The sequence below is a fragment of the Amycolatopsis sp. NPDC031561 genome (assembly GCF_055580625.1).
Map to the genome: position 1 here is coordinate 11,668 of NZ_JBVILA010000038.1, position 17,940 is coordinate 29,607.

At 69.1% G+C, this 17,940-nt stretch carries 16 protein-coding genes; 4 read left to right on the forward strand and 12 right to left on the reverse strand.

The window, feature by feature from the left end; translation table 11 throughout:
• Positions 1 to 18: 18 nt before the first annotated feature.
• The 8 genes from hisS to ACZ5IK_RS41820 all read right to left on the reverse strand — a co-directional run bounded on the left by hisS (position 19) and on the right by ACZ5IK_RS41820 (position 7,514).
• On the reverse strand, positions 19 to 1,305 hold the full coding sequence (gene hisS, locus ACZ5IK_RS41785; protein ID WP_465492773.1) for a histidine--tRNA ligase: 1,287 nt from the start codon (positions 1,303 to 1,305) through the stop codon (positions 19 to 21).
• A gap of 36 nt (positions 1,306 to 1,341) precedes the next feature.
• Entirely contained in the window at positions 1,342 to 1,731 is a 390-nt protein-coding gene (locus tag ACZ5IK_RS41790; RefSeq protein WP_465492774.1) for a hypothetical protein, read from the reverse strand.
• A gap of 84 nt (positions 1,732 to 1,815) precedes the next feature.
• Positions 1,816 to 3,000 carry an amidohydrolase family protein gene (locus ACZ5IK_RS41795; protein ID WP_465492775.1) on the reverse strand — a complete coding sequence of 395 codons (1,185 nt, stop codon included), beginning with the start codon at positions 2,998 to 3,000 and terminating at the stop codon, positions 1,816 to 1,818.
• Positions 2,997 to 4,130, reverse strand: a complete 1,134-nt coding sequence (locus tag ACZ5IK_RS41800; RefSeq protein ID WP_465492776.1) for an MAB_1171c family putative transporter — start codon at positions 4,128 to 4,130, stop codon at positions 2,997 to 2,999. The genes ACZ5IK_RS41795 and ACZ5IK_RS41800 overlap by 4 nt, the downstream gene beginning before the upstream one ends.
• Positions 4,127 to 4,648, reverse strand: a complete 522-nt coding sequence (locus tag ACZ5IK_RS41805; protein ID WP_465492777.1) for a hypothetical protein — start codon at positions 4,646 to 4,648, stop codon at positions 4,127 to 4,129. The genes ACZ5IK_RS41800 and ACZ5IK_RS41805 overlap by 4 nt, the downstream gene beginning before the upstream one ends.
• Positions 4,645 to 5,037 (reverse strand): helix-turn-helix domain-containing protein, encoded by a 393-nt coding sequence (locus ACZ5IK_RS41810; protein WP_101612343.1) that lies wholly within the window; start codon positions 5,035 to 5,037, stop codon positions 4,645 to 4,647. Before ACZ5IK_RS41810 ends, ACZ5IK_RS41805 begins: the two co-directional genes overlap by 4 nt.
• Before the next feature lie 363 nt (positions 5,038 to 5,400).
• Positions 5,401 to 5,853, reverse strand: a complete 453-nt coding sequence (locus ACZ5IK_RS41815) for a flavodoxin family protein (RefSeq protein ID WP_465492778.1) — start codon at positions 5,851 to 5,853, stop codon at positions 5,401 to 5,403.
• Between the two features lie 5 nt (positions 5,854 to 5,858).
• Positions 5,859 to 7,514 (reverse strand): phospho-sugar mutase, encoded by a 1,656-nt coding sequence (locus tag ACZ5IK_RS41820; protein WP_465492779.1) that lies wholly within the window; start codon positions 7,512 to 7,514, stop codon positions 5,859 to 5,861.
• Between the two features lie 29 nt (positions 7,515 to 7,543).
• Between ACZ5IK_RS41820 and ACZ5IK_RS41825 the strand changes: the two genes are divergently transcribed.
• Complete coding sequence (locus tag ACZ5IK_RS41825) at positions 7,544 to 8,701, forward strand: glycosyltransferase (RefSeq protein WP_465492780.1); 1,158 nt, start codon at positions 7,544 to 7,546, stop codon at positions 8,699 to 8,701.
• Positions 8,702 to 8,771: 70 nt separating this feature from the next.
• Here the strand turns inward: ACZ5IK_RS41825 and ACZ5IK_RS41830 are convergent, their stop codons facing one another.
• The 3 genes from ACZ5IK_RS41830 to ACZ5IK_RS41840 are packed head-to-tail and all read right to left on the reverse strand — an operon-like array spanning position 8,772 to position 10,953.
• Positions 8,772 to 9,557 (reverse strand): purine-nucleoside phosphorylase, encoded by a 786-nt coding sequence (locus tag ACZ5IK_RS41830; RefSeq protein ID WP_101612347.1) that lies wholly within the window; start codon positions 9,555 to 9,557, stop codon positions 8,772 to 8,774.
• On the reverse strand, positions 9,554 to 9,982 hold the full coding sequence (locus ACZ5IK_RS41835) for an ABA4-like family protein (protein WP_465492781.1): 429 nt from the start codon (positions 9,980 to 9,982) through the stop codon (positions 9,554 to 9,556). Before ACZ5IK_RS41835 ends, ACZ5IK_RS41830 begins: the two co-directional genes overlap by 4 nt.
• Positions 9,979 to 10,953 (reverse strand): hypothetical protein, encoded by a 975-nt coding sequence (locus ACZ5IK_RS41840; RefSeq protein ID WP_465492782.1) that lies wholly within the window; start codon positions 10,951 to 10,953, stop codon positions 9,979 to 9,981. The genes ACZ5IK_RS41835 and ACZ5IK_RS41840 overlap by 4 nt, the downstream gene beginning before the upstream one ends.
• A 119-nt stretch (positions 10,954 to 11,072) precedes the next feature.
• Between ACZ5IK_RS41840 and ACZ5IK_RS41845 the strand changes: the two genes are divergently transcribed.
• Positions 11,073 to 11,714 (forward strand): MerR family transcriptional regulator, encoded by a 642-nt coding sequence (locus ACZ5IK_RS41845; RefSeq protein WP_465492783.1) that lies wholly within the window; start codon positions 11,073 to 11,075, stop codon positions 11,712 to 11,714.
• Here the strand turns inward: ACZ5IK_RS41845 and ACZ5IK_RS41850 are convergent.
• Entirely contained in the window at positions 11,694 to 13,466 is a 1,773-nt protein-coding gene (locus ACZ5IK_RS41850; RefSeq protein WP_465492784.1) for a serine/threonine-protein kinase, read from the reverse strand. The genes ACZ5IK_RS41845 and ACZ5IK_RS41850 overlap by 21 nt on opposite strands.
• Positions 13,467 to 13,898: 432 nt before the next feature.
• Here ACZ5IK_RS41850 and ACZ5IK_RS41855 point away from each other — a divergent pair, with 432 nt between their 5' ends.
• Positions 13,899 to 15,770, forward strand: a complete 1,872-nt coding sequence (locus ACZ5IK_RS41855; protein ID WP_465492785.1) for a methylmalonyl-CoA mutase family protein — start codon at positions 13,899 to 13,901, stop codon at positions 15,768 to 15,770.
• The gene (scpA, locus tag ACZ5IK_RS41860) at positions 15,770 to 17,938 is read left to right on the forward strand and encodes a methylmalonyl-CoA mutase (RefSeq protein ID WP_465492786.1); all 2,169 of its coding nucleotides are present in this window, start codon (positions 15,770 to 15,772) and stop codon (positions 17,936 to 17,938) included. The genes ACZ5IK_RS41855 and scpA overlap by 1 nt, the downstream gene beginning before the upstream one ends.
• The last annotated feature ends 2 nt before the right edge of the window (positions 17,939 to 17,940 follow it).

Sequence of the window (17,940 nt, forward strand, 5' to 3'; positions counted from 1 at the left end):
GGCGCCGGCTTTTCGTCGTCAGAGCAGTGAATTGACGGTTGGAACCACGGCGTCGACGGCGACGGTCTCCTGCTCGCGGGTCTCGAGGCTGCGGACCGTCACGTTCCCGGCGTCCCAGTCCTCCTGGCCGACGATCACCACGGCCCGCGCCCCGGCCTTGTCGGCCCGGGTGAGCTCCTTGCCCAGCTTGCGGAGCTCGACGGGCGTGAGCGTGCGCAGACCGGCCTTCCGCAGCCGTCCCGCGACGTCGCGAGCGGCGTCGGTGAGCTCTTCGACCACCGGGATCACCACGACGTCGGCCTCGCTGCGCGGCTTCGGCGTCAGTTCGTGGGTGTCGAGGAAGTCGATCAGCGTGACGTCGCCCATGCCGAAGCCGATCCCGGGGATCTGCTGCGACGTGAACAACGACGCCAGGTCGCTGTACCGGCCGCCGCCGAAGAGGGCGCGACGGTTCTCCGGAGAGGTGTCGAAGACCTCGAACACGGTCGACGTGTAGTACGCGAGCCCGCGCACGATCATCGGGTCGAACGTGATCAGGTCCGCGGCGCCGCTGTTCAGCACCTTCACCAGGTTCGAGTTCTCCTTGACCTGCTCGGGCAGCTCGTCGAGCAGAGCGGCGCCGGACGACAGGGTCTCGGTCAGCTTCTCGAACTGCTTGTCGGTCAGGCCGATCTCGGCCGCGGTGTCGCTCAGCTTCGTGCGGTCCGACTTCTCCCACCGGTCCACCAGGGTGAACACCTGCGGCAGCTGCTCCGCGGTCACGCCGACGATGTCGGTGAGCGCTGAAGAGAGCAGGTTCCGGTCGTTGGCGCGCACCTGGAACATGTCCGGCGTCGCCCCGAGTGCGCTCATCATGTCGTGGACGAGCTCGAAGATCTCGATCTCGCAGTTCGCGCTGTCCGAACCGAAGATGTCCGCGTTGATCTGCCAGTGCTCGCGGACCCGGCCACGCTGCGGCCGCTCGTAGCGGTGGCAGTTCGGGTGGCTGTACCAGCGCACCGGGAACTGCAGCGACTTCGCGTTGCCCGCGATCATCCTGGCGACCGACGGGGTCATCTCCGGGCGCAGCGCCAGCCGCTCGCCGCCCTTGGTGGTCAGCGTGTACAGCTGCTGGTCCGCGATCTCCTGGCCGGACTTGCGCTCGTAGATCTCGGCGGGTTCGAGGATCGGCCCGTCGTAGCGGAGGAAGCCGCGCAGTTCGAGGACGTCGTAGAGATGGCCGAAAACCTGCGTCCGGACGGACATCTCGGCGGGCAGGAAGTCGCGGGTCCCCTTGGCGGGGGCTGTCGGCAGGTATTCAGGCACGTCAGCAAGCTTAACGAGCCGTCGCCGGCGCTTTTGTCAGGGGAAGGCCACGCCGTACGCGGTGGTCAGCATCGCCGCCCCGAGCATGACGGCTCCGGCGCTGGTGACCCGTCCGCCGAGCTTGCCCTTGCCCGGTGCCAGGTGCAGGAAGAAGCCGCCGGACTGGGCGAGCACGCCGAACAGGAGCAAGGAGCACACGATCCACAACGCGACGTCCGAGAGCCCGGTCTGCCCGAGGATCTGCAGCGCGACGAGCGCCAGAACCAGCAGGACGCCGGCGTGGGCGTGACCCGCGCGGAACATGTTCCGCTGGTGTTCGGTCAGTTTCCGGTCGCGCAGGACACCCATCAGCGCGTACCCGCCGTACATCACCGTCGGCAGTGAGACGAGCGCGATGACCGTGAACAGTCTGATCGGGCCTTCCATGTGATCTTCCCTTCGTGGTGGGAAAGGAGAAGATAACACTGTTTTAAAACGCTGTCACCAAAGTTGCCGTCCCACTTTCGGGAGTCAGACCCGGGCGCCGCGCGAAAGGACCATGCGGAGGTTCCGGAGGGCGGAAAGATCGGCGAGGGGGTCGCCGTCGACCACCAGGACGTCGGCGCTCAGGCCGGGGGCGAGCCGTCCGGTGACGTCGCCCAAGCCGAGTCCTGTCGCGCTGTCCTCGGTGGCGATCTCGAGGATCCGGCGACGGCCGAAGCCCAGCCATTCGTAGAGTTCGAGGGCGCCGACGGGATCGTCGAAGACCGAACCGGGCAGCCCGGCGTCGGTCCCCGACAGGAGCGGCACGCCGAGCTCTTCCAGCCAGGAAAGCCTGCCGTAGACGGTCTTCGCGAGCTCCTCGCCCATGCGCTCGGCCATCGTCCGCCAGTTGCGGCTGCTCGTCGAGCAGGCCGCGATGCCCTCGTCGGCCATCCGTTTGGCGACGCCGTCACGCCGGTCCTGCCGCTGCGGCCCGGTCATCCAGGTGCAGTGCTCGATCGTGCGGACGCCCGCCTCGACCGACGCCTCGATCGCGTCGGCGCCGTGGGCGTGCGCCGCGACCGGCAGCCCGTGGCTCGCCGCGTGCTCGACGATCAGGTGGAGTTCCCGGACGCCGAACTGGGATTCCCACATGTCCGCGCCGCCCTCGGTGATCTGGCCGCCGCTGGCCATCACCTTGATGACGTCCGCCCCGGCGGCCGCGTTGGCGTCGACCATGGCCCGGATCGCGCCGTCGTCGGCGACCTCTCCGCCGAAGAAGTGGCAATGTCCATTGGGGACTGTCAGGGGTGCGCCCGCGGTCAGTAACCGTGGAGCGGCGATCTTTTCGACTGCCAGCTCAGCCCGGACCCGCGCGCCCAGAGCGTCACGATCGCCGAGGTCCCGCACCGTCGTGACGCCGCTGCGCAGCAGTTGTCCCAACCGGTCCTTGGCACCGGCGCGGAGAGCGGCGTCGTCGCTCGCCAGGAAGTTCGGCAGCATCTCGCGGGTGGCGTCGAACGCCAGGTGCACATGCGCGTTGAACAGGCCGGGCATCAGCGTGGCGCCGGGGAAGTCGAGCCTCTCGGCGTCCGGCGACGTCTGTGCCTCGACCTCGGCGCGGGGGCCCGCCGCGACGATCCGGTCGCCCTCGACGAGTACGGCGCCGTCCTCGACGGGGGTGCTCGGACGCGGCAGGATCCGTTCCGCGGTAAGGAGAAGCTGCAAGGTCATGCCTCGTTCCGGGATACCGCGGCCGAGAGCGCGAGCAACGGCCGCACGTCGGATTCGATGTCGGCGCCGCCGCCGGGCAGCACGAGTTTCGCGCGCCCGTCGTTCTCCTCGCCCGCGGCCTGCCGGGCGATCGCCGTCTTCAGCGCCTCCGCCGCCGCCAGCGGATCGTCGACGGCGAGCGCGGTGAGATCGGTTTCCAGATAGGGGCTCAGCTGCACGAGCCCGTCCCGGATCTCGATCACGCGGCGGTAGTAGTGGCGGTGGACCGTGCGCGGGCGCCACCGCTCCCACGGTCCCTGCGGCGTGGTCCGGAGCACGATGTTCGGGTAGATCTCGGCCAACACGGTCCACAACGGCGTCAGCCGCTCGTGGTGAAGCCGGTGCTGGCGACGACGTCGCAGCGCGGCGAACCGCGCGCGTACGCCCGGATAGGTGATCCCCGCGAGGAAGAGCACGATCCCGAGAAGTACCAGAGGGACGGCGACGGTGAGCAGGAGCGGGATCGACGGTCCGAACGCCCAGGCGATCACGATGTAGAGCGCGCGGAAGACGCTGCCCACCGAAAGGCAGAGCAGTCCGGCGGCGCTCAGTTTCAAGCCCGTCCTCAGATGGCGGTCCGCGGTGCGGATGTACCGCAGGATCCACCAGGCACAGGCGGACAGGCCGTAGATCAGGTAGAGCCCGGCTCCCAGGTAGAACAGCGCCACACCGGGCTCGTGCACGAGTTTCGGGCTCAGCGCGAGCCCGCGTGCCTGCGGCGGGGTGACGGCCATGGCGATCAGCATCAGCGCGATCGCGCCGGTCAGCGGGATCAGCTCGAAGAGGACCCGGCGCGGTCTGCGCGGGCCCAGCGCGGAGCCGAGGAAGACGATCAGCAGCGCGCAGACCCCGATGGCGAGCAGGATGTTGTTGACGAGACGGCCGGTGCCCTTGCCCGTCAGCCCGTCGAGCCAGCCGGAGATGAGCTTCTGCTGGGCGAGGAAGGAACCGGCGACGCAGACGATCGTGATGGTGATCGCCCAGTTCGGCAGGACCCTCGGCGCCCGGTACGTCTGGTAGATCCGCCAGGCGAGCGCCGTCGCGAACAGCACCATCGCCACGACGTTGAGAGGGGAGAACAGCGAGTTCACATCCACCCTTGATGGTCGCCCAGCGCGCCTTGGACACGGCGGACGTCATCGTTGTCGGCGCGACGGGGAATCGTGTAGTTCAAGACCGACGCCCATTCGAGGATGATGGTCGCCACGGTCTCGGCTTCCCATTCGTGCGCCTCATCGTAGGAGGTGCGGCGTAAGGCGCGGTGGACGGCGTCGCCGTCGAACCCGGGCGCGGGGCCGCGCAGGAAGTCGGCGGGTTCGGCGTCCCCGCCGGGATGGTGATCGGCGAGCATGTGCCCGAGTTCGTGCAGGATGATGTGGTCCTGGTGGGACTTCGTGGTCTCCTGCTGGAAGAAGATGTAATCCGCCGATCCGGTGGCGATCCAGCAGCCGAACGGGCCGGGGACCTCCAGCGGATACGGCATCAGCCGGATCGGCCTGCCGCGCTGCTCGCCCAGCCGCTCGCAGAGCACGCCGACGTCGAGCGGTGGTTCGATGTCGAGCTTGTTCAGCATCTTGCGGCAGCGTTTGCGGAGCTCGCGTTCCTTCATCGGCTTTCGCCCGGCTGATCGCGCTCGGCCCGTTCGTATCGTTCGACGAGTTCCAGCAGATCCATGACCTGGCGGCGGCCCTGCGGGGAGAGCTCCTGCGCGCGCATGGCCATGAGCTTCGCCTCACCGACGGGCTGCGCTTCCTGTTCTTCGAAGAAGTAGGTGATCGGGACCCCGAAAAGCCGCGCCAGTGCCTCGACGTAGTGGATCTTCGGATTGATCCGTTTGCCCGTCGCGAGCTGCTGGAGGTACGCGGGCGACATGGCGGGCCCGCCGGCGCGATCGATCGCCGCGGACAGCTCGCGATAGCTGTGCGGGGCGCCTTCGTCCGCGCGCACGGAGTCGATCAGTGCGCTCAATTTCTGGGCGAAGGTCTGGTGCGGCGACATGACCCCCCGTTCGTTCGTCGTCCCGTTCCGTAGTGGGAGTGTAACGCGATTCGGCCTGTCCGCAGCTGTTGACAGCGTATGTATGCAGTGGTTTACAGTTGTGAGCGGTTTCGTGCCGTGTCCTGGCCTCTCGCTCCGGATTCCGTGCCCTGGGGGTGTACGGACGCCGGAGTGAGAGGCGTTTTCCCAGGCGGGTGCACAAGATCGTGCTCCATGTAGTACGCTTGGGCAGCCAAGGTTGATCGCCATCACGGCGAACCCTTGGCCTAGGCCTGTTGCCGGAGGTCGACCCCCAGGGCTTCCGGTGACAGGCCCCTTTACTTTTCACTCCCCCCGCATTTAGAGGACTAATTGCGAGGGGTGTCAGGGCATGAGCGTGGCCGCGAGGGTGCCGCCCAGTTCGAAACAGGCGGCCAGATCCTTTTTGCCCGGTTCCCCGGTGACGAGGACCGGCGAAGCCGCGCGTTCCCAGCCGAGGCCCGTGGTGATGCTCTCGATTCCGCGCACGGTGCCGGCGGTGTCGTTGTTGCCGTGCACGAAGAACCCGAACGGACGTCCGCGCGTGGCGTCCAGGCACGGGTAGTAGACGGTGTCGAAGAAATGCTTCAGCGCACCGGACATGTAGCCGAGATTCGCCGGGGTACCGAGCAGGTAGCCGTCCGCGCCGAGGACGTCGGGCACGGTCGCGCCCAGTGCCGGGCGCCGCACGACGTCGACGCCCTCGATGTCCGGATGGTTCGCGCCGGAGAGGACGGCTTCGAACATCGCCTGCGTCGAGGGCGACGGCGTGTGGTGGACGATCAGCAACCGGGCCACGGTCGTCAGGCCAGCCGGGACTCGATGTCGGCACGGAGCGCGGCCAGCCGGGCGTCCGCGGCGGTGCGCGCCTCGGCGAGGTCACCGGTCACCGCCTGCTTCACCTGCAGGTACGCCTTCAGCTTCGGCTCGGTCCCGGACGGCCTGACGACCACGCGCACGCCATCGCCGGTCAGGCGGAGGACGTCGGCGTCGGGCAGGAGGTCCTCCATCGTGACGCCGGTGCCGCCCAGCGACGCCGGGGGATCGGCGCGCAGGCCCGCCATCAGCTTCTCGCGCACCGAAAGATCGGTGACCCGCAACGAAACCTGGTCCGTCACGTGCACTCCGTGCTTCGCGGCCAGTTCGTCGAGGACGTCCAGCGGCCCGCGGCCCGCCGCGCGCAGGGAAGCGGTCAGTCCCGCGGCGAGCACGGCGGCGGAGATGCCGTCCTTGTCGCGGACGAAACCAGGGTTCACGCAGAGGCCGAGCGCCTCTTCGTAGGCGAACACGAGACCGTCACCCGCGCGGACCAGCCATTTGAACCCGGTCAACGTCTCCGCGTAGCGCGCGCCGAACTCCTTCGCGATTTCGCCGAGCATCGACGACGACACGATCGTCGTGGCCACCAAAGGATCCGCACCGACTGTGCTGTCTGTGTTGTCTACAGTGGACAACACGTGCCAGCCGAGGAGGACGCCGGTTTCGTCGCCCCGCAGCATTCGCCACGAACCGTCCCGCTCGCGGACACCCAGCGCGCACCGGTCGGCGTCGGGGTCGAGCGCGATCGCCAGGTCGGCGTCCACCTCGGAAGCCAGTGCCAGCAGGAGATCCGTCGCGCCCGGCTCCTCCGGGTTCGGGAAGGCGACCGTCGGGAAGTCGGGATCCGGTGTGGCCTGCTCGGCCACCACGTGGAGATCGGTGAAACCGGCGCGGGCGAACGCGGCGCGCAGGGTCTCCGCCCCGACGCCGTGCAACGCCGTCGCGGCGACCTTGACCCCGCGTTCCGGGCCGCGCGGGAGAAGCGCGACCTTGGCGAGGTAGGCGTCCAGGAGTTCGGCGCCCAGCACCTCGGCGCCCGGCTCGCGCGGCACGCTGATCGCCGGGGGAGCGGCCTCGATGGCCCGCTCGATCTGGCCGTCCGACGGCGGGACGATCTGGCCGCCTGTCGCGTCGTAGAGCTTGTAACCGTTGTCGGCGGGGGGATTGTGCGACGCGGTGATCTGGATGCCCGCGACGGCGCCGAGCTCCAGGACGGCGAACGCGAGCACCGGGGTGGGCAGCGGACCGGGCAGCACCTTCACCGCGAAACCCGCGGCCGTCAGCACCTCGGCGGCGGCCTCGGCGAAGGCCTCCGAACCGTGCCGCGCGTCGCGGCCGATCACCACGACTCCGCCGGAATGTCCTTGCGCGGTCAGCCAGGCCGCGACACCGGCCGTCGTGCGGGTCACCACCGCGACGTTCATGCCCTGCGGGCCGGCGCGCACGGGACCGCGCAGCCCGGCGGTGCCGAACTCGAGCGGGCCGGACATCCGGTCCGCGAGTTCGTCGGCCGCACCGGCTTCGCCGCCCATCGCGCGGGCGAGGATGTTCTGCAGCTCGACACGGGAATCGTCGTCCGGATCGTCGGCGATCCAGCGGAACGCCCGATCCCGCAGTTCCGGGGTCAAGGAAGTCGTCACCGAGTCAGCCTACGGGTACGTTGGAAAGGGTGCGATTGATCTTCACTTCTTTGGTGAGTCATGGTCATCTCTATCCCCTACTACCGCTCGCCGTCGCCGCTCGCGACGCCGGGCACGAAGTCGTGTTCGCCACCGGTGACGACATGCTGACGGTGGTCGAAAAGGCCGGTCTGGCAGTGGAAACCGCTGGATTCGGGATGCGGGAGGCGTACGAGTCGGTCGTCGGGCCCGACGCTCCCAAGCCCAACGCCTCCGATGCCCCGCCCGAGTCGTTCCATCCGATCATCGGGGAAGTGTTCGGGAATGTGATGCCCCGGCGGTTCGTCGCCGATCTCACGCCGTTGCTGGAGCGGCACCGGCCCGATCTCGTCGTCTACGAAAGCGGCAACGCCGGGGGCGCCATCGCCGCCCGCCTCGCCGGCATCCCCGCGATCGGACACGGTTTCGGCCGGTTCTCGCCGGATGACCTCATGGACGTCATTTTCGGCCGTCTCGCGGAATTCGCCGCGGAGGTCGGTTTCGAAGGCGCGAACCTGCCGTCCTTCGGGGATCCCGTCGTCGACATCTGCCCGGCGTCGGTGCAATCACCCGACTTCCTGGCCGGGGCGAACAGGATCCCGCTGCGTCCCGTCGGCTGGGCCGAACCGGGAGACCTCCCGGCGGGCGTGGCGGGCCGGGACAAGAGCCGTCCGCTGATCTACCTCACCCTCGGCACCGCGTTCGGGGACGAAGACGTGTTCAAGCGGGCCATCGCCGGCCTGGCGCGGATCGAGGCGGACGTCATCGTCGCGGCGGGTCCGGCGGTGGATCCGGTGCTGCTGGGCGAAGTCCCCGGCAACGTCCGGGTCGAGACCTGGGTGCCGCAGAACGATCTGCTGCCGCACGTCGACCTCGTGGTCCACCACGGTGGCAGCGGGACGACGCTCGGTGCCTTCGGCGCGGGGCTGCCGCAGCTGGTGCTTCCGCAGGGGGCGGATCAGTTCACGAACGCCCAAGCCGTCGTCGCGGCCGGGGTGGGCACGCAGCTGATCGGTGCCGAAATCGTCGAGGACGCCATCCACGAGCAGGTACGAACGCTGCTCACCGATGAGGCTGTCCTCGGGGCGGCGCGGCGACTCGCCGACGAGGTCGCCGCGATGCCGTCACCGGCGGAGGTCGCCCAGCGGCTTCCCGAATTCGCGGGCTGAGTTTCTCCGGATGTCAGGAAAGGGGCTTTCAAGACGTTTTTTGTCCTGAAAGCCCCTTTCCTGACACTTCTCAGGCGCGGGCGACGAGTTCCCTGAGCAGGGTGCCCATCCGCGTCGCCGACTGACGGCCCGCTTCGAGGACCTCTTCGTGGTTCAGCGGTTCCCCGGTCATCCCGGCCGCCAGGTTGGTCACCAGCGAAAGCCCGAACACCTCGACCCCGGCGGCGCGGGCCGCGATGGCCTCCAGCACCGTCGACATGCCGACGAGGTCGGCGCCGAGCGTCCGCAGCATGTGGATCTCGGCCGGGGTCTCGAAATGCGGCCCGGTGAGTCCCGCGTAGACGCCCTCTTCCAGCGAAGAATCGATGGTCCGGGCGATGTCGCGCAGCCGCTTCGAGTAGAGATCCGTCAGGTCGACGAAGTTCGCGCCGACGATCGGCGAACGCGCGGTCAGGTTCAGGTGGTCGGAGATCAGCACCGGCTGCCCGACGCGGAAGCCTTCGCGCAGGCCACCGGCCGCGTTGGTCAGCAGGACGGTCTGGGCGCCCGCGGCGGCGGCGGTGCGCACGTTGTGCACGACCGGGTCGATGCCCTTGCCCTCGTAGAAATGCGTGCGGCCCAGCATGATCAGCGCGCGCTTCTCGCCGACGCGGACCGACCGGACGGTTCCCCCGTGCCCGACCGCGCCCGGCGCGACGAATCCGGGCAGTTCGCCCAGCGGGATCTCCGCCTCGGGCTCCCCGATGACGTCCGCCGCCGGGCGCCAGCCCGAACCGAGCACGACGGCGATGTCGTGCTTCTCGACGCCGGTGCGTTCGGCGATGGCGGCGGCCGCCGCGACCTCGTTCTCACTCATGCCGACGAGCGTATCCGGACAGTTCGCACGAGCAGGAACGCCACCAGCCCGAACGGGGACAGGAAGATCGTGAGCGCCAGGATCGGGCCCGTCACCAGCGGGTGGATGCGGTGCTCGCGGGCTTCGAGGTACATCCACCGCGCGATGAACAGGTCGAAGGCGATCAGATGGGCCCAGATCGTGGCCGCCCCGTACGGCGAACCGGTGAACGCGCTGAGGACGTCCAGATCCGGCTTGCTCACCGCCGTCCAGAGTTCGCCGAGATGCGGGATGGCGAGCGCGAAGTACGGGAGCAGCGGCACGAGCGGCACCCACGGCGAGGCCATGATCCGGCGGGTCCACGACCAGCCAGGCAGGAAGATCATCAGCAGCCAGAACGGCGTCGCCAGCGGAAAGGTCCAGGTGAACAGGGTCTCGACGCTCATCGGACGGAGCCCTCCAGCTCCCGGGCCCTCGACGGCCGCCCGATCGCGATCAGCCCGCTAAAGGCGACGACGGCGACGAGCAGGGCGAAGGCGGCCAGGGTGAGGCCGTCCGGGGCGACGATCGACTGGCCGCGGAGAGCCTGCCAGGTGAGGAGCGCGAGAAGGCCCGCGTAGCCGACGCCGGCGATCACGACCAGCCGCAGCCGGACGGCGTCGTCGCGAAGCCGCGGGTAACGCGCGGCCAGGACACCGAGCGCGAGCGCGAGCAGCGGAAGCACTTGAAGTCCGTGCAGTCCGATGAAGTGCGGGATCCGCAGATCGCCGCCGACCGTGCTCCAGCCGAGGATCGGCAGGCCAGGGCCGCCGTCGGGGAGACCGACCGTATGCGCGCCGATCATCGCGGACTGGCCGGTCGCGTCGAGCAGGACCTGCTGGTCCGGGGTGGGACTGCTCATCAGCGTCGCCAGCGAGATCCCGATCATGCCGAGGACGGCGCCGATCCTGGCCGCCCACGTCGTCGCGCGGTCGGGGAGCCGGGTGAACATGACGGCGATCGTCAGGACGAGGTTGATCATCCACAGCACGGCGATCATCCCGCCCATGACCTGGAAGATCGTGTTGTCCAGCGGGGTCTCGTTGTTGAAGTGGCTCGCCCGGACGCGGACGGCCTGGAACACCACCAGGACGTACTCGGCGGCGAAGATCACGACGAGCACGTTCGCCAGCCAGTTCGCGGTCCGCCGGAACTTCGGCAGCAGGGAGACGAGCCAGCTCCAGGTGAAGAAGTACAGCGCGGCGGAGACGGCGAACTTGAACGGTTTCGCCCAGAGCGGCGCGCCGTTCAGCGTCCGCTGGTCGATCAGCATCGCCAGCACGCACAGCACGGTGATGACGGCGAAGGCTTGGGCGAGCCGGTACGAACCCCGGTGCCAGGTGCGGGTTCTCTCGCGGAGATCGGTCAAGATGGTCATGGGTCCTCCCGGGATGGATAGTCAAGCTCTCCGTTATGGGAAGCTAAGCTATCCATCCTGAGAAATCTTCAGGGATGACCCTGGAACCGTCCCCGAGATCGGAGTGACAACGCGTGCGGATGGCGGAGCTGAGCGAAAAAGCCGGGGTCCCGGTCGCCACTATCAAGTACTACCTGCGGGAGGGGCTGGTCCCGCCGGGCGAGCGGACGAGCCCCAATCAGGCCAAGTACGACGACGGTCACGTCCAGCGGATCAAGCTGATCAGGGCGCTGATGGACGTCGGCGGCCTTTCGCTCGCGACGGTCGGCGAGGTGCTGGCCGCGGTCGACGAAGGAACGGCCAGCCCCCATCGCATCCTCGGCCTGGCCCAGGAAGGCATCACGAGCTCCCGCCAGGTCGTCGACGGCGAAAGCCGGGAATGGGCGCTCGCCACGGTCCGGGACCTCGCCGAGCGCCGGAACTGGCCCTGCAAGGACCACGACGACCTGATCATCCAGGCCCTCGTCGGCGTCCTGTGCGCGATCCGGGACGTCGGGCACGGCTGGTATCTCGAGAAACTCGACGCCTACGCCGAGATCGCCGACCGGACCGCCGACCTGGACCTCGAAGGCATCGCCGGGGTCGAGTCACTGGAGCGGATCATCGAGATCGCCGTCGTGGAGACCGTTCTCGGCGACAGGCTGCTTTCGGTGTTGCGGAGGCTGGCGCAGCAGCGTGCGTCGAAGGAGCACTTCGCGCGGCTAGCCGTCGACGACGAGTGACCGCGCGATCGGCTCGAAGACCGCGGTCTTCGCGGTCGTCTCCTGCTCGATCGGCGACGTCACCGAGAGGATCCACAGGTCCGTGCCCCCGCTGAACAGGTCCATGAACGTCGTGCGCCTGATCGTCTCGTTCGTGGCGTCCCTGGTCTCGGCGGAGCGCTCGGTCGTCCGGTAGGTGTACCGCATGCTGTTGTCGCCCCGGCCGGGCACGACGTCGGGCTCGCCGATGGGGTCGATGTCCGGATGCTGGCTCTTCAACCAGCTGAAATAGGTGGGCGGCGGGCTGTCGGCCAGGAAACCGCTCAGCCGCTCGACCCGGACGACCTGACGGCCGTCGGGCGAGACGTACTGGACCACCGTGCTCGGCACACCCCTGGTGACGTGCGGCGCGACGAACTTCTGCCAGCCTTCCGGGACGCTGATGCTGAACCGGCCGCCCTTGATGCCGTTCACCGTGCTGGCGTCACCCTGCTGAGTGATCAGCTTCGGCGGCGGCTGAGTGACGATCGTGTCGCCCTCCTGCATACCCTCCGGCGGCCGCAGATCCTGCCCGCCGACGGTCCTGGCCAGCACGAACCCGCCTCCCGCGGCCAGCAGGAAGATGACGATCGACGCGAGCGCCAGCAGCACGTTGGCCGCCGGGGACCGTCCCGGCGGGCGAGGCGGCAGCGGGACGACCGTTGGCATCGGCGCGAGTTCGGCCGGAGGTTCCGGAGCCGCGGCCGGCTGGTTCAGGAACGGCAGCGGGCCCGGGTCGGCGGCGAGTTCGGAACTCGTGCCCTCACCGGGCTTGTCGGGAACGACCGGCTTGATCACCTGGGTGTCGGTCGCGTCCAGGTGCGCGGTGGTCTTCTTGCCGTCGGGCGTGTGGAACAGCTCGGCGGGGAAGAGGTCGATCAGCGTCTTGGCCTGCAGCGGGTACAGGCGGCGCCGCACCTCGCGCAGGGTGATCCGCTTCGACGGCTCCTTCTTCATGAGCGCGCCGATGACGTCGGACAGCGGACCGGGGCCGGGCTTCGGCACCTTCCCGTTGACGACCTTGCCGACCGTTTCGAGCGGGTCGCCGTCGGCGTCGTAGGGCGGTGAGCCCTCGACGGCCGCGAACAGCGTCGCGCCGAGACCCCACAGGTCGGCGGCGGGGACGACCGCGCCGCCGGAGGCGACTTCGGGCGCGATGTAGGCGGGGGAGCCCAGCATCATCCCGGTGCGGGTCATGGTGGCTTCGGAGACGTTGCGCGCGATGCCGAAGTCGGTGAGCTTGATGCGGCCGTCGCCCGCGACCAGCACGTTCCCCGGTTTGACGTCACGGTGGGTGATCCCGGCGGCGTGCGCGGCTTCGAGCGCCGACGCCACCGCGATGCCGACCGCCGCGGCCTGCTCGACCGTCAGCGGCCCGTGGTCGCGCAGGATGTGCGCGAGGCTGCGCGACGGCAACAGCTCCATGACCACGAAAGGCTCGTCGTTCTCGCGCGCGACGTCGTGCAGGATGATCACGTTCGGGTGACTCAGGACGGCGATCGCGCGGGCTTCGCGCAGGGTCCGTTCGCGCAGTTCATCGGCCTGCGCCGTCGGGACGCCGGGCGGGAGGCGGACCTCTTTGACCGCGACCGGGCGGTGCAGGAACTCGTCGTAGGCCGACCAGACCGTGCCCATCGACCCTGATCCGATGACCGAGCGCAACCGATATCGCCCGGCGACGACACGCTTCTCGTCGGCGGGGCTCTCGCTGGACTCGGGGGTGTCGGACGGCACGGCCCCAATTGTGGCGTATGCCCCCGTGGCGGGCCTATGCACCGTGCCCTGGCGGAGTGAACGGACCTCTCGTGAGTGGTCGGTCCGGTTGGTCGTGGGGGGGGGGGGGGTTTTTTTCCCCCCCCCCCCCCCCCCCCCCACGACCAACCCGACCCACCCCGCTCCGGCACCCTGGTCACTCGAAAGTACGTGAACGGACCTTTCACGGCGCTAGACGCAGTGAAGGACCCCTTCACGCGCTGTCGTCGTGGCTGGTGATGCCGCAGGGGGCTAGAGGTGCAGTTCAGGCCGGGTGAGGGGAACTTCGAGGGACCCAGAGTCCCTCAAGGAGTCCTTCACGGACTACGTGGTCCGAAAGGTCACTCAAGACCACTCCTCGGCGCGACTAGCGTCACAGGTAGGTCCTGTTAAGGGCCGTTAACATCGTGGGTTATGACGGAAGTGGCCGAGACGGAGTCAGTGCCGACACCCGACGAGCCGGACGCTCCGGACGAGTTGAAGCTGGCCGCCGAGTTCCCGGAAGTGAGCCGTGAGCAGTGGCGCGAGCTCGTCGCCGGTGTGCTGCGCAAGAGCGGCGCGATCGATGACGGGTTCGAAGGCCTGCCCGAAAGCAAGCTCGTCACCCGGACGTACGACGGCCTCGAGATCCAGCCGCTCTACACCGCCGACGACACGGTCGAGGAAACCGGTTTCCCCGGTCTGCCGCCGTTCGTGAGAAGCGCCCGGCCCGAGGGTTCCGTGACGACCGGATGGGACATCCGCGGCCGGTACGCGCGCCGCGACGCCAAGGTCACCAACACCGCGATCCTCGCCGACCTCGAAGGCGGCGTCAGCTCGATCTGGCTGCGCGCGGGCGGCACGGGGGTCCCCGTCGTCGACCTGGCCGACGCGCTGAACGAGGTCTACGTCGACCTCGCGCCTGTCACCCTCGACGCGGGCGAAGAGTACGAAGCCGCCGCGAACGAGCTGTTCACCCTCTTCGCCGAACGGGAGATCCCGGCGAGCGCGGTCACCGCGACGCTCGGCGCCGACCCGATCGGCCTGACCGCGCGCACCGGTTCGGCGCATCCGCTCGCCCCCGCCGCGGAACTGGCGGCGCGCGTCGCCGTCAGTCACCCGAAGGTGCGGACGATCGTCGCTGACGGCCTGCCGTTCCACGAGGCGGGCGGCTCGGACGCACAGGAACTCGGCGCGACCATCGCGGCGGGCGTCGCGTACCTGCGGGCGCTGACCGAAGCGGGGCTGGACGTCGACACCGCGGCAGGTCAGGTCGAGTTCCGGCTCGCCGCCACGGCCGACCAGTTCCTCACGATCGCCAAGTTCCGCGCCGCGCGGCGCCTGTGGGCCCGCGTCACCGAGGTTTCGGGCGGCAAGGGAGCGGGGATGCGGCAGCACGCGGTCACCTCGCCCGCGATGCTCACCCAGCGTGACCCGTGGGTGAACATGCTGCGGACCACGCTCGCCTGTTTCGGTGCCGGGGTCGGCGGCGCGGACGCGATCACCGTGCTCCCGTTCGACGCCGCGATCGGCCAGCCGGACGCGTTCTCCGCGCGGATCGCGCGCAACACGCACGCCGTCCTGCTGGAGGAGTCCAAACTCGCCGGTGTCATCGATCCCGCGGGCGGATCCTGGTACGTCGAGAAGCTCACCGAAGACCTGGCCCAGGCCGCGTGGCGCGAGTTCACCGCGATCGAAGCGGCGGGCGGGATCGAGGCCGAGCTGGCGTCCGGCGCGCTCGCCGGACGGCTCGCCGAAACCTGGGAAAAGCGGTCGAAGCGGCTCGCGACCCGTCGCGATCCGATCACCGGCGTCAGCGAATTCCCCAATCTGACGGAGAAAGCGGTCGTTCGCGATCCCGTCGAGGACCTGCCGGAGGGCGGCCTGCCCCGGCATCGGTACGCCGAGGCGTTCGAGGCCCTGCGGGACCGGGCGGACGCGCACCCCAGCCGTCCCCGCGTCTTCCTAGCCACGCTCGGCCCGGTCGCGGCGCACACCGGACGGGCGAGTTTCGCGGCGAACCTCTTCCAGGCGGGCGGGATCGAGGCCGTGAACCCCGGCGCCCCCGAAGACGTCGTCGCGGAATTCCGGGCCAGCGGAACGAAGGTCGCTTGTCTCTGCGGAAGCAACACTTCCTACGCGGAAGAAGCGGACAGCGTCGCGAAGGCGTTGAAGGAAGCAGGCGCCACGTCAGTGCTTCTCGCCGGAAAACCCGGCGACCACGCGGACGTCTCGGGCTACCTCTTCACGGGCTGTGACGCCCTCGAAGTCCTGACCGGCACGTTGACCGAGCTCGGAGTGCAGTGATGACCATCCCGAACTTCGCAGGCGTCGACCTCGGCGCCCCGGACCCGGTCGACCGTCCTCAATGGACCGAGGCGCTGCACGCCGCGACCGGCAAGGGTCCCGACGCGCTCGCCTGGGAGACGCCGGAGGGCATCGGCGTCAAACCGGTCTACACCGCCGACGATCTGTCCGGAGTGGACTTCCTCGGCACGTATCCCGGTGTCGCGCCGTACCTTCGCGGCCCGTATCCGACGATGTACGTCAACCAGCCGTGGACCATCCGCCAGTACGCGGGTTTCTCCACCGCCGAGGAGTCGAACGCCTTCTACCGCCGCAACCTCGCCGCCGGGCAGAAGGGCCTTTCGGTCGCCTTCGACCTCGCGACGCACCGCGGTTACGACTCCGACCACCCGCGCGTCGCCGGTGACGTCGGCATGGCGGGCGTCGCGATCGACTCGATCTACGACATGCGCCAGCTCTTCGACGGCATCCCGCTCGACAAGATGAGCGTTTCGATGACGATGAACGGCGCCGTCCTGCCGGTGCTCGCGCTCTACGTCGTCGCGGCCGAGGAACAGGGTGTCACGCCGGACAAACTGGCCGGGACCATCCAGAACGACATCCTCAAGGAGTTCATGGTCCGCAACACCTACATCTACCCGCCGCAGCCGTCGATGCGGATCATTTCGGACATCTTCTCGTTCACCTCGCGGAACATGCCGAAGTACAACTCGATCTCCATCTCCGGCTACCACATGCAAGAAGCCGGGGCGACCGCCGACCTGGAGCTGGCGTACACGCTCGCGGACGGCGTCGAGTACATCCGCGCGGGCACCGAGGCCGGGCTGGACGTCGACAAGTTCGCACCGCGCCTGTCCTTCTTCTGGGCGATCGGGATGAACTTCTTCATGGAGGTCGCGAAGCTGCGCGCGGCGCGCCTGCTGTGGGCGAAGCTGGTGAAGGGCTTCGAGCCCAAGAGCTCCAAATCGTTGAGCTTGCGGACGCACTCGCAGACCTCGGGCTGGTCGCTGACCGCGCAGGACGTCTACAACAACGTCGTCCGCACCTGTGTCGAGGCGATGGCGGCGACCCAGGGCCACACCCAATCGCTGCACACCAATGCCCTCGACGAGGCCCTCGCGCTGCCGACGGACTTCTCCGCCCGCATCGCGCGGAACACGCAGCTGTTGCTGCAGCAGGAATCCGGCACCACGCGCGTCATCGACCCGTGGGGCGGCAGCGCGTTCGTCGAGAAGCTGACCTACGACCTCGCGCGCAAGGCATGGGGCCACATCACCGAGGTCGAGCAGGCGGGCGGGATGGCGAAGGCGATCGACGCCGGCATCCCGAAGCTGCGCATCGAGGAGGCCGCCGCGCGGACGCAGGCGCGGATCGACTCAGGCCGTCAGCCGGTGATCGGCATCAACAAGTACAAGGTCACCGACGACGAGCAGATCGACGTGCTCAAGGTCGACAACGCCGGCGTGCGCACGCAGCAGCTGGAGAAACTGCGGCGGCTGCGCGAAGAGCGGGACGAGGACGCGACGCAGGACGCGCTGCGGCGGCTCACGGCGGGCGCGCGGTCCGACGGCAACCTGCTCGCGCTGGCCATCGACGCCGCCAGGGCGAAGGCCACGGTCGGCGAGATCTCCGACTCGCTGGAGAAGATCTGGGGGCGCCACTCCGGGCAGATTCGTACCATCTCCGGTGTGTACCGCGAGGAGGTCGGCAAGGCCGAGAACGTCGAGCAGGCGCGCGAGCTGGTCGAGAAGTTCGCCGAGGAGGAAGGCCGTCGTCCCCGGATCCTGGTCGCGAAGATGGGCCAGGACGGCCACGACCGCGGCCAGAAGGTGATCGCGACGGGCTTCGCCGACATCGGTTTCGACGTCGACGTCGGCCCGCTGTTCTCCACTCCCGGCGAGGTCGCGCGGCAGGCGATCGAGGCGGACGTGCACGTCATCGGCGTTTCGTCGCTGGCCGCCGGGCACCTCTCGCTGGTCCCCGCGCTGCGCGGGGAACTCGCCGACCAGGGCCGCGAGGACATCATCGTGGTGGTCGGCGGCGTCATCCCGCCGCAGGACTACGAGGAGCTGCGCGCGGCGGGCGCGGCGGCGATCTTCGGTCCCGGCACGGTCATCGCCGACGCGGCGATCGACCTCATCGGACAGCTGACCGCCCAGGAGTCCTGAAC

Coding starts and splice junctions, on each gene's coding strand:
- ACZ5IK_RS41840 (WP_465492782.1), bottom strand. CDS start 10,953: ATGACCATCTTGACCGATCTCCGCGAGAGAACCCGCACCTGGCACCGG.
- scpA (WP_465492786.1), top strand. CDS start 15,770: ATGACCATCCCGAACTTCGCAGGCGTCGACCTCGGCGCCCCGGACCCG.
- ACZ5IK_RS41795 (WP_465492775.1), bottom strand. CDS start 3,000: ATGACCTTGCAGCTTCTCCTTACCGCGGAACGGATCCTGCCGCGTCCG.
- ACZ5IK_RS41790 (WP_465492774.1), bottom strand. CDS start 1,731: ATGGAAGGCCCGATCAGACTGTTCACGGTCATCGCGCTCGTCTCACTG.
- ACZ5IK_RS41855 (WP_465492785.1), top strand. CDS start 13,899: ATGACGGAAGTGGCCGAGACGGAGTCAGTGCCGACACCCGACGAGCCG.
- ACZ5IK_RS41830 (WP_101612347.1), bottom strand. CDS start 9,557: ATGAGTGAGAACGAGGTCGCGGCGGCCGCCGCCATCGCCGAACGCACC.
- ACZ5IK_RS41845 (WP_465492783.1), top strand. CDS start 11,073: ATGGCGGAGCTGAGCGAAAAAGCCGGGGTCCCGGTCGCCACTATCAAG.
- ACZ5IK_RS41835 (WP_465492781.1), bottom strand. CDS start 9,982: ATGAGCGTCGAGACCCTGTTCACCTGGACCTTTCCGCTGGCGACGCCG.
- ACZ5IK_RS41805 (WP_465492777.1), bottom strand. CDS start 4,648: ATGAAGGAACGCGAGCTCCGCAAACGCTGCCGCAAGATGCTGAACAAG.
- ACZ5IK_RS41810 (WP_101612343.1), bottom strand. CDS start 5,037: ATGTCGCCGCACCAGACCTTCGCCCAGAAATTGAGCGCACTGATCGAC.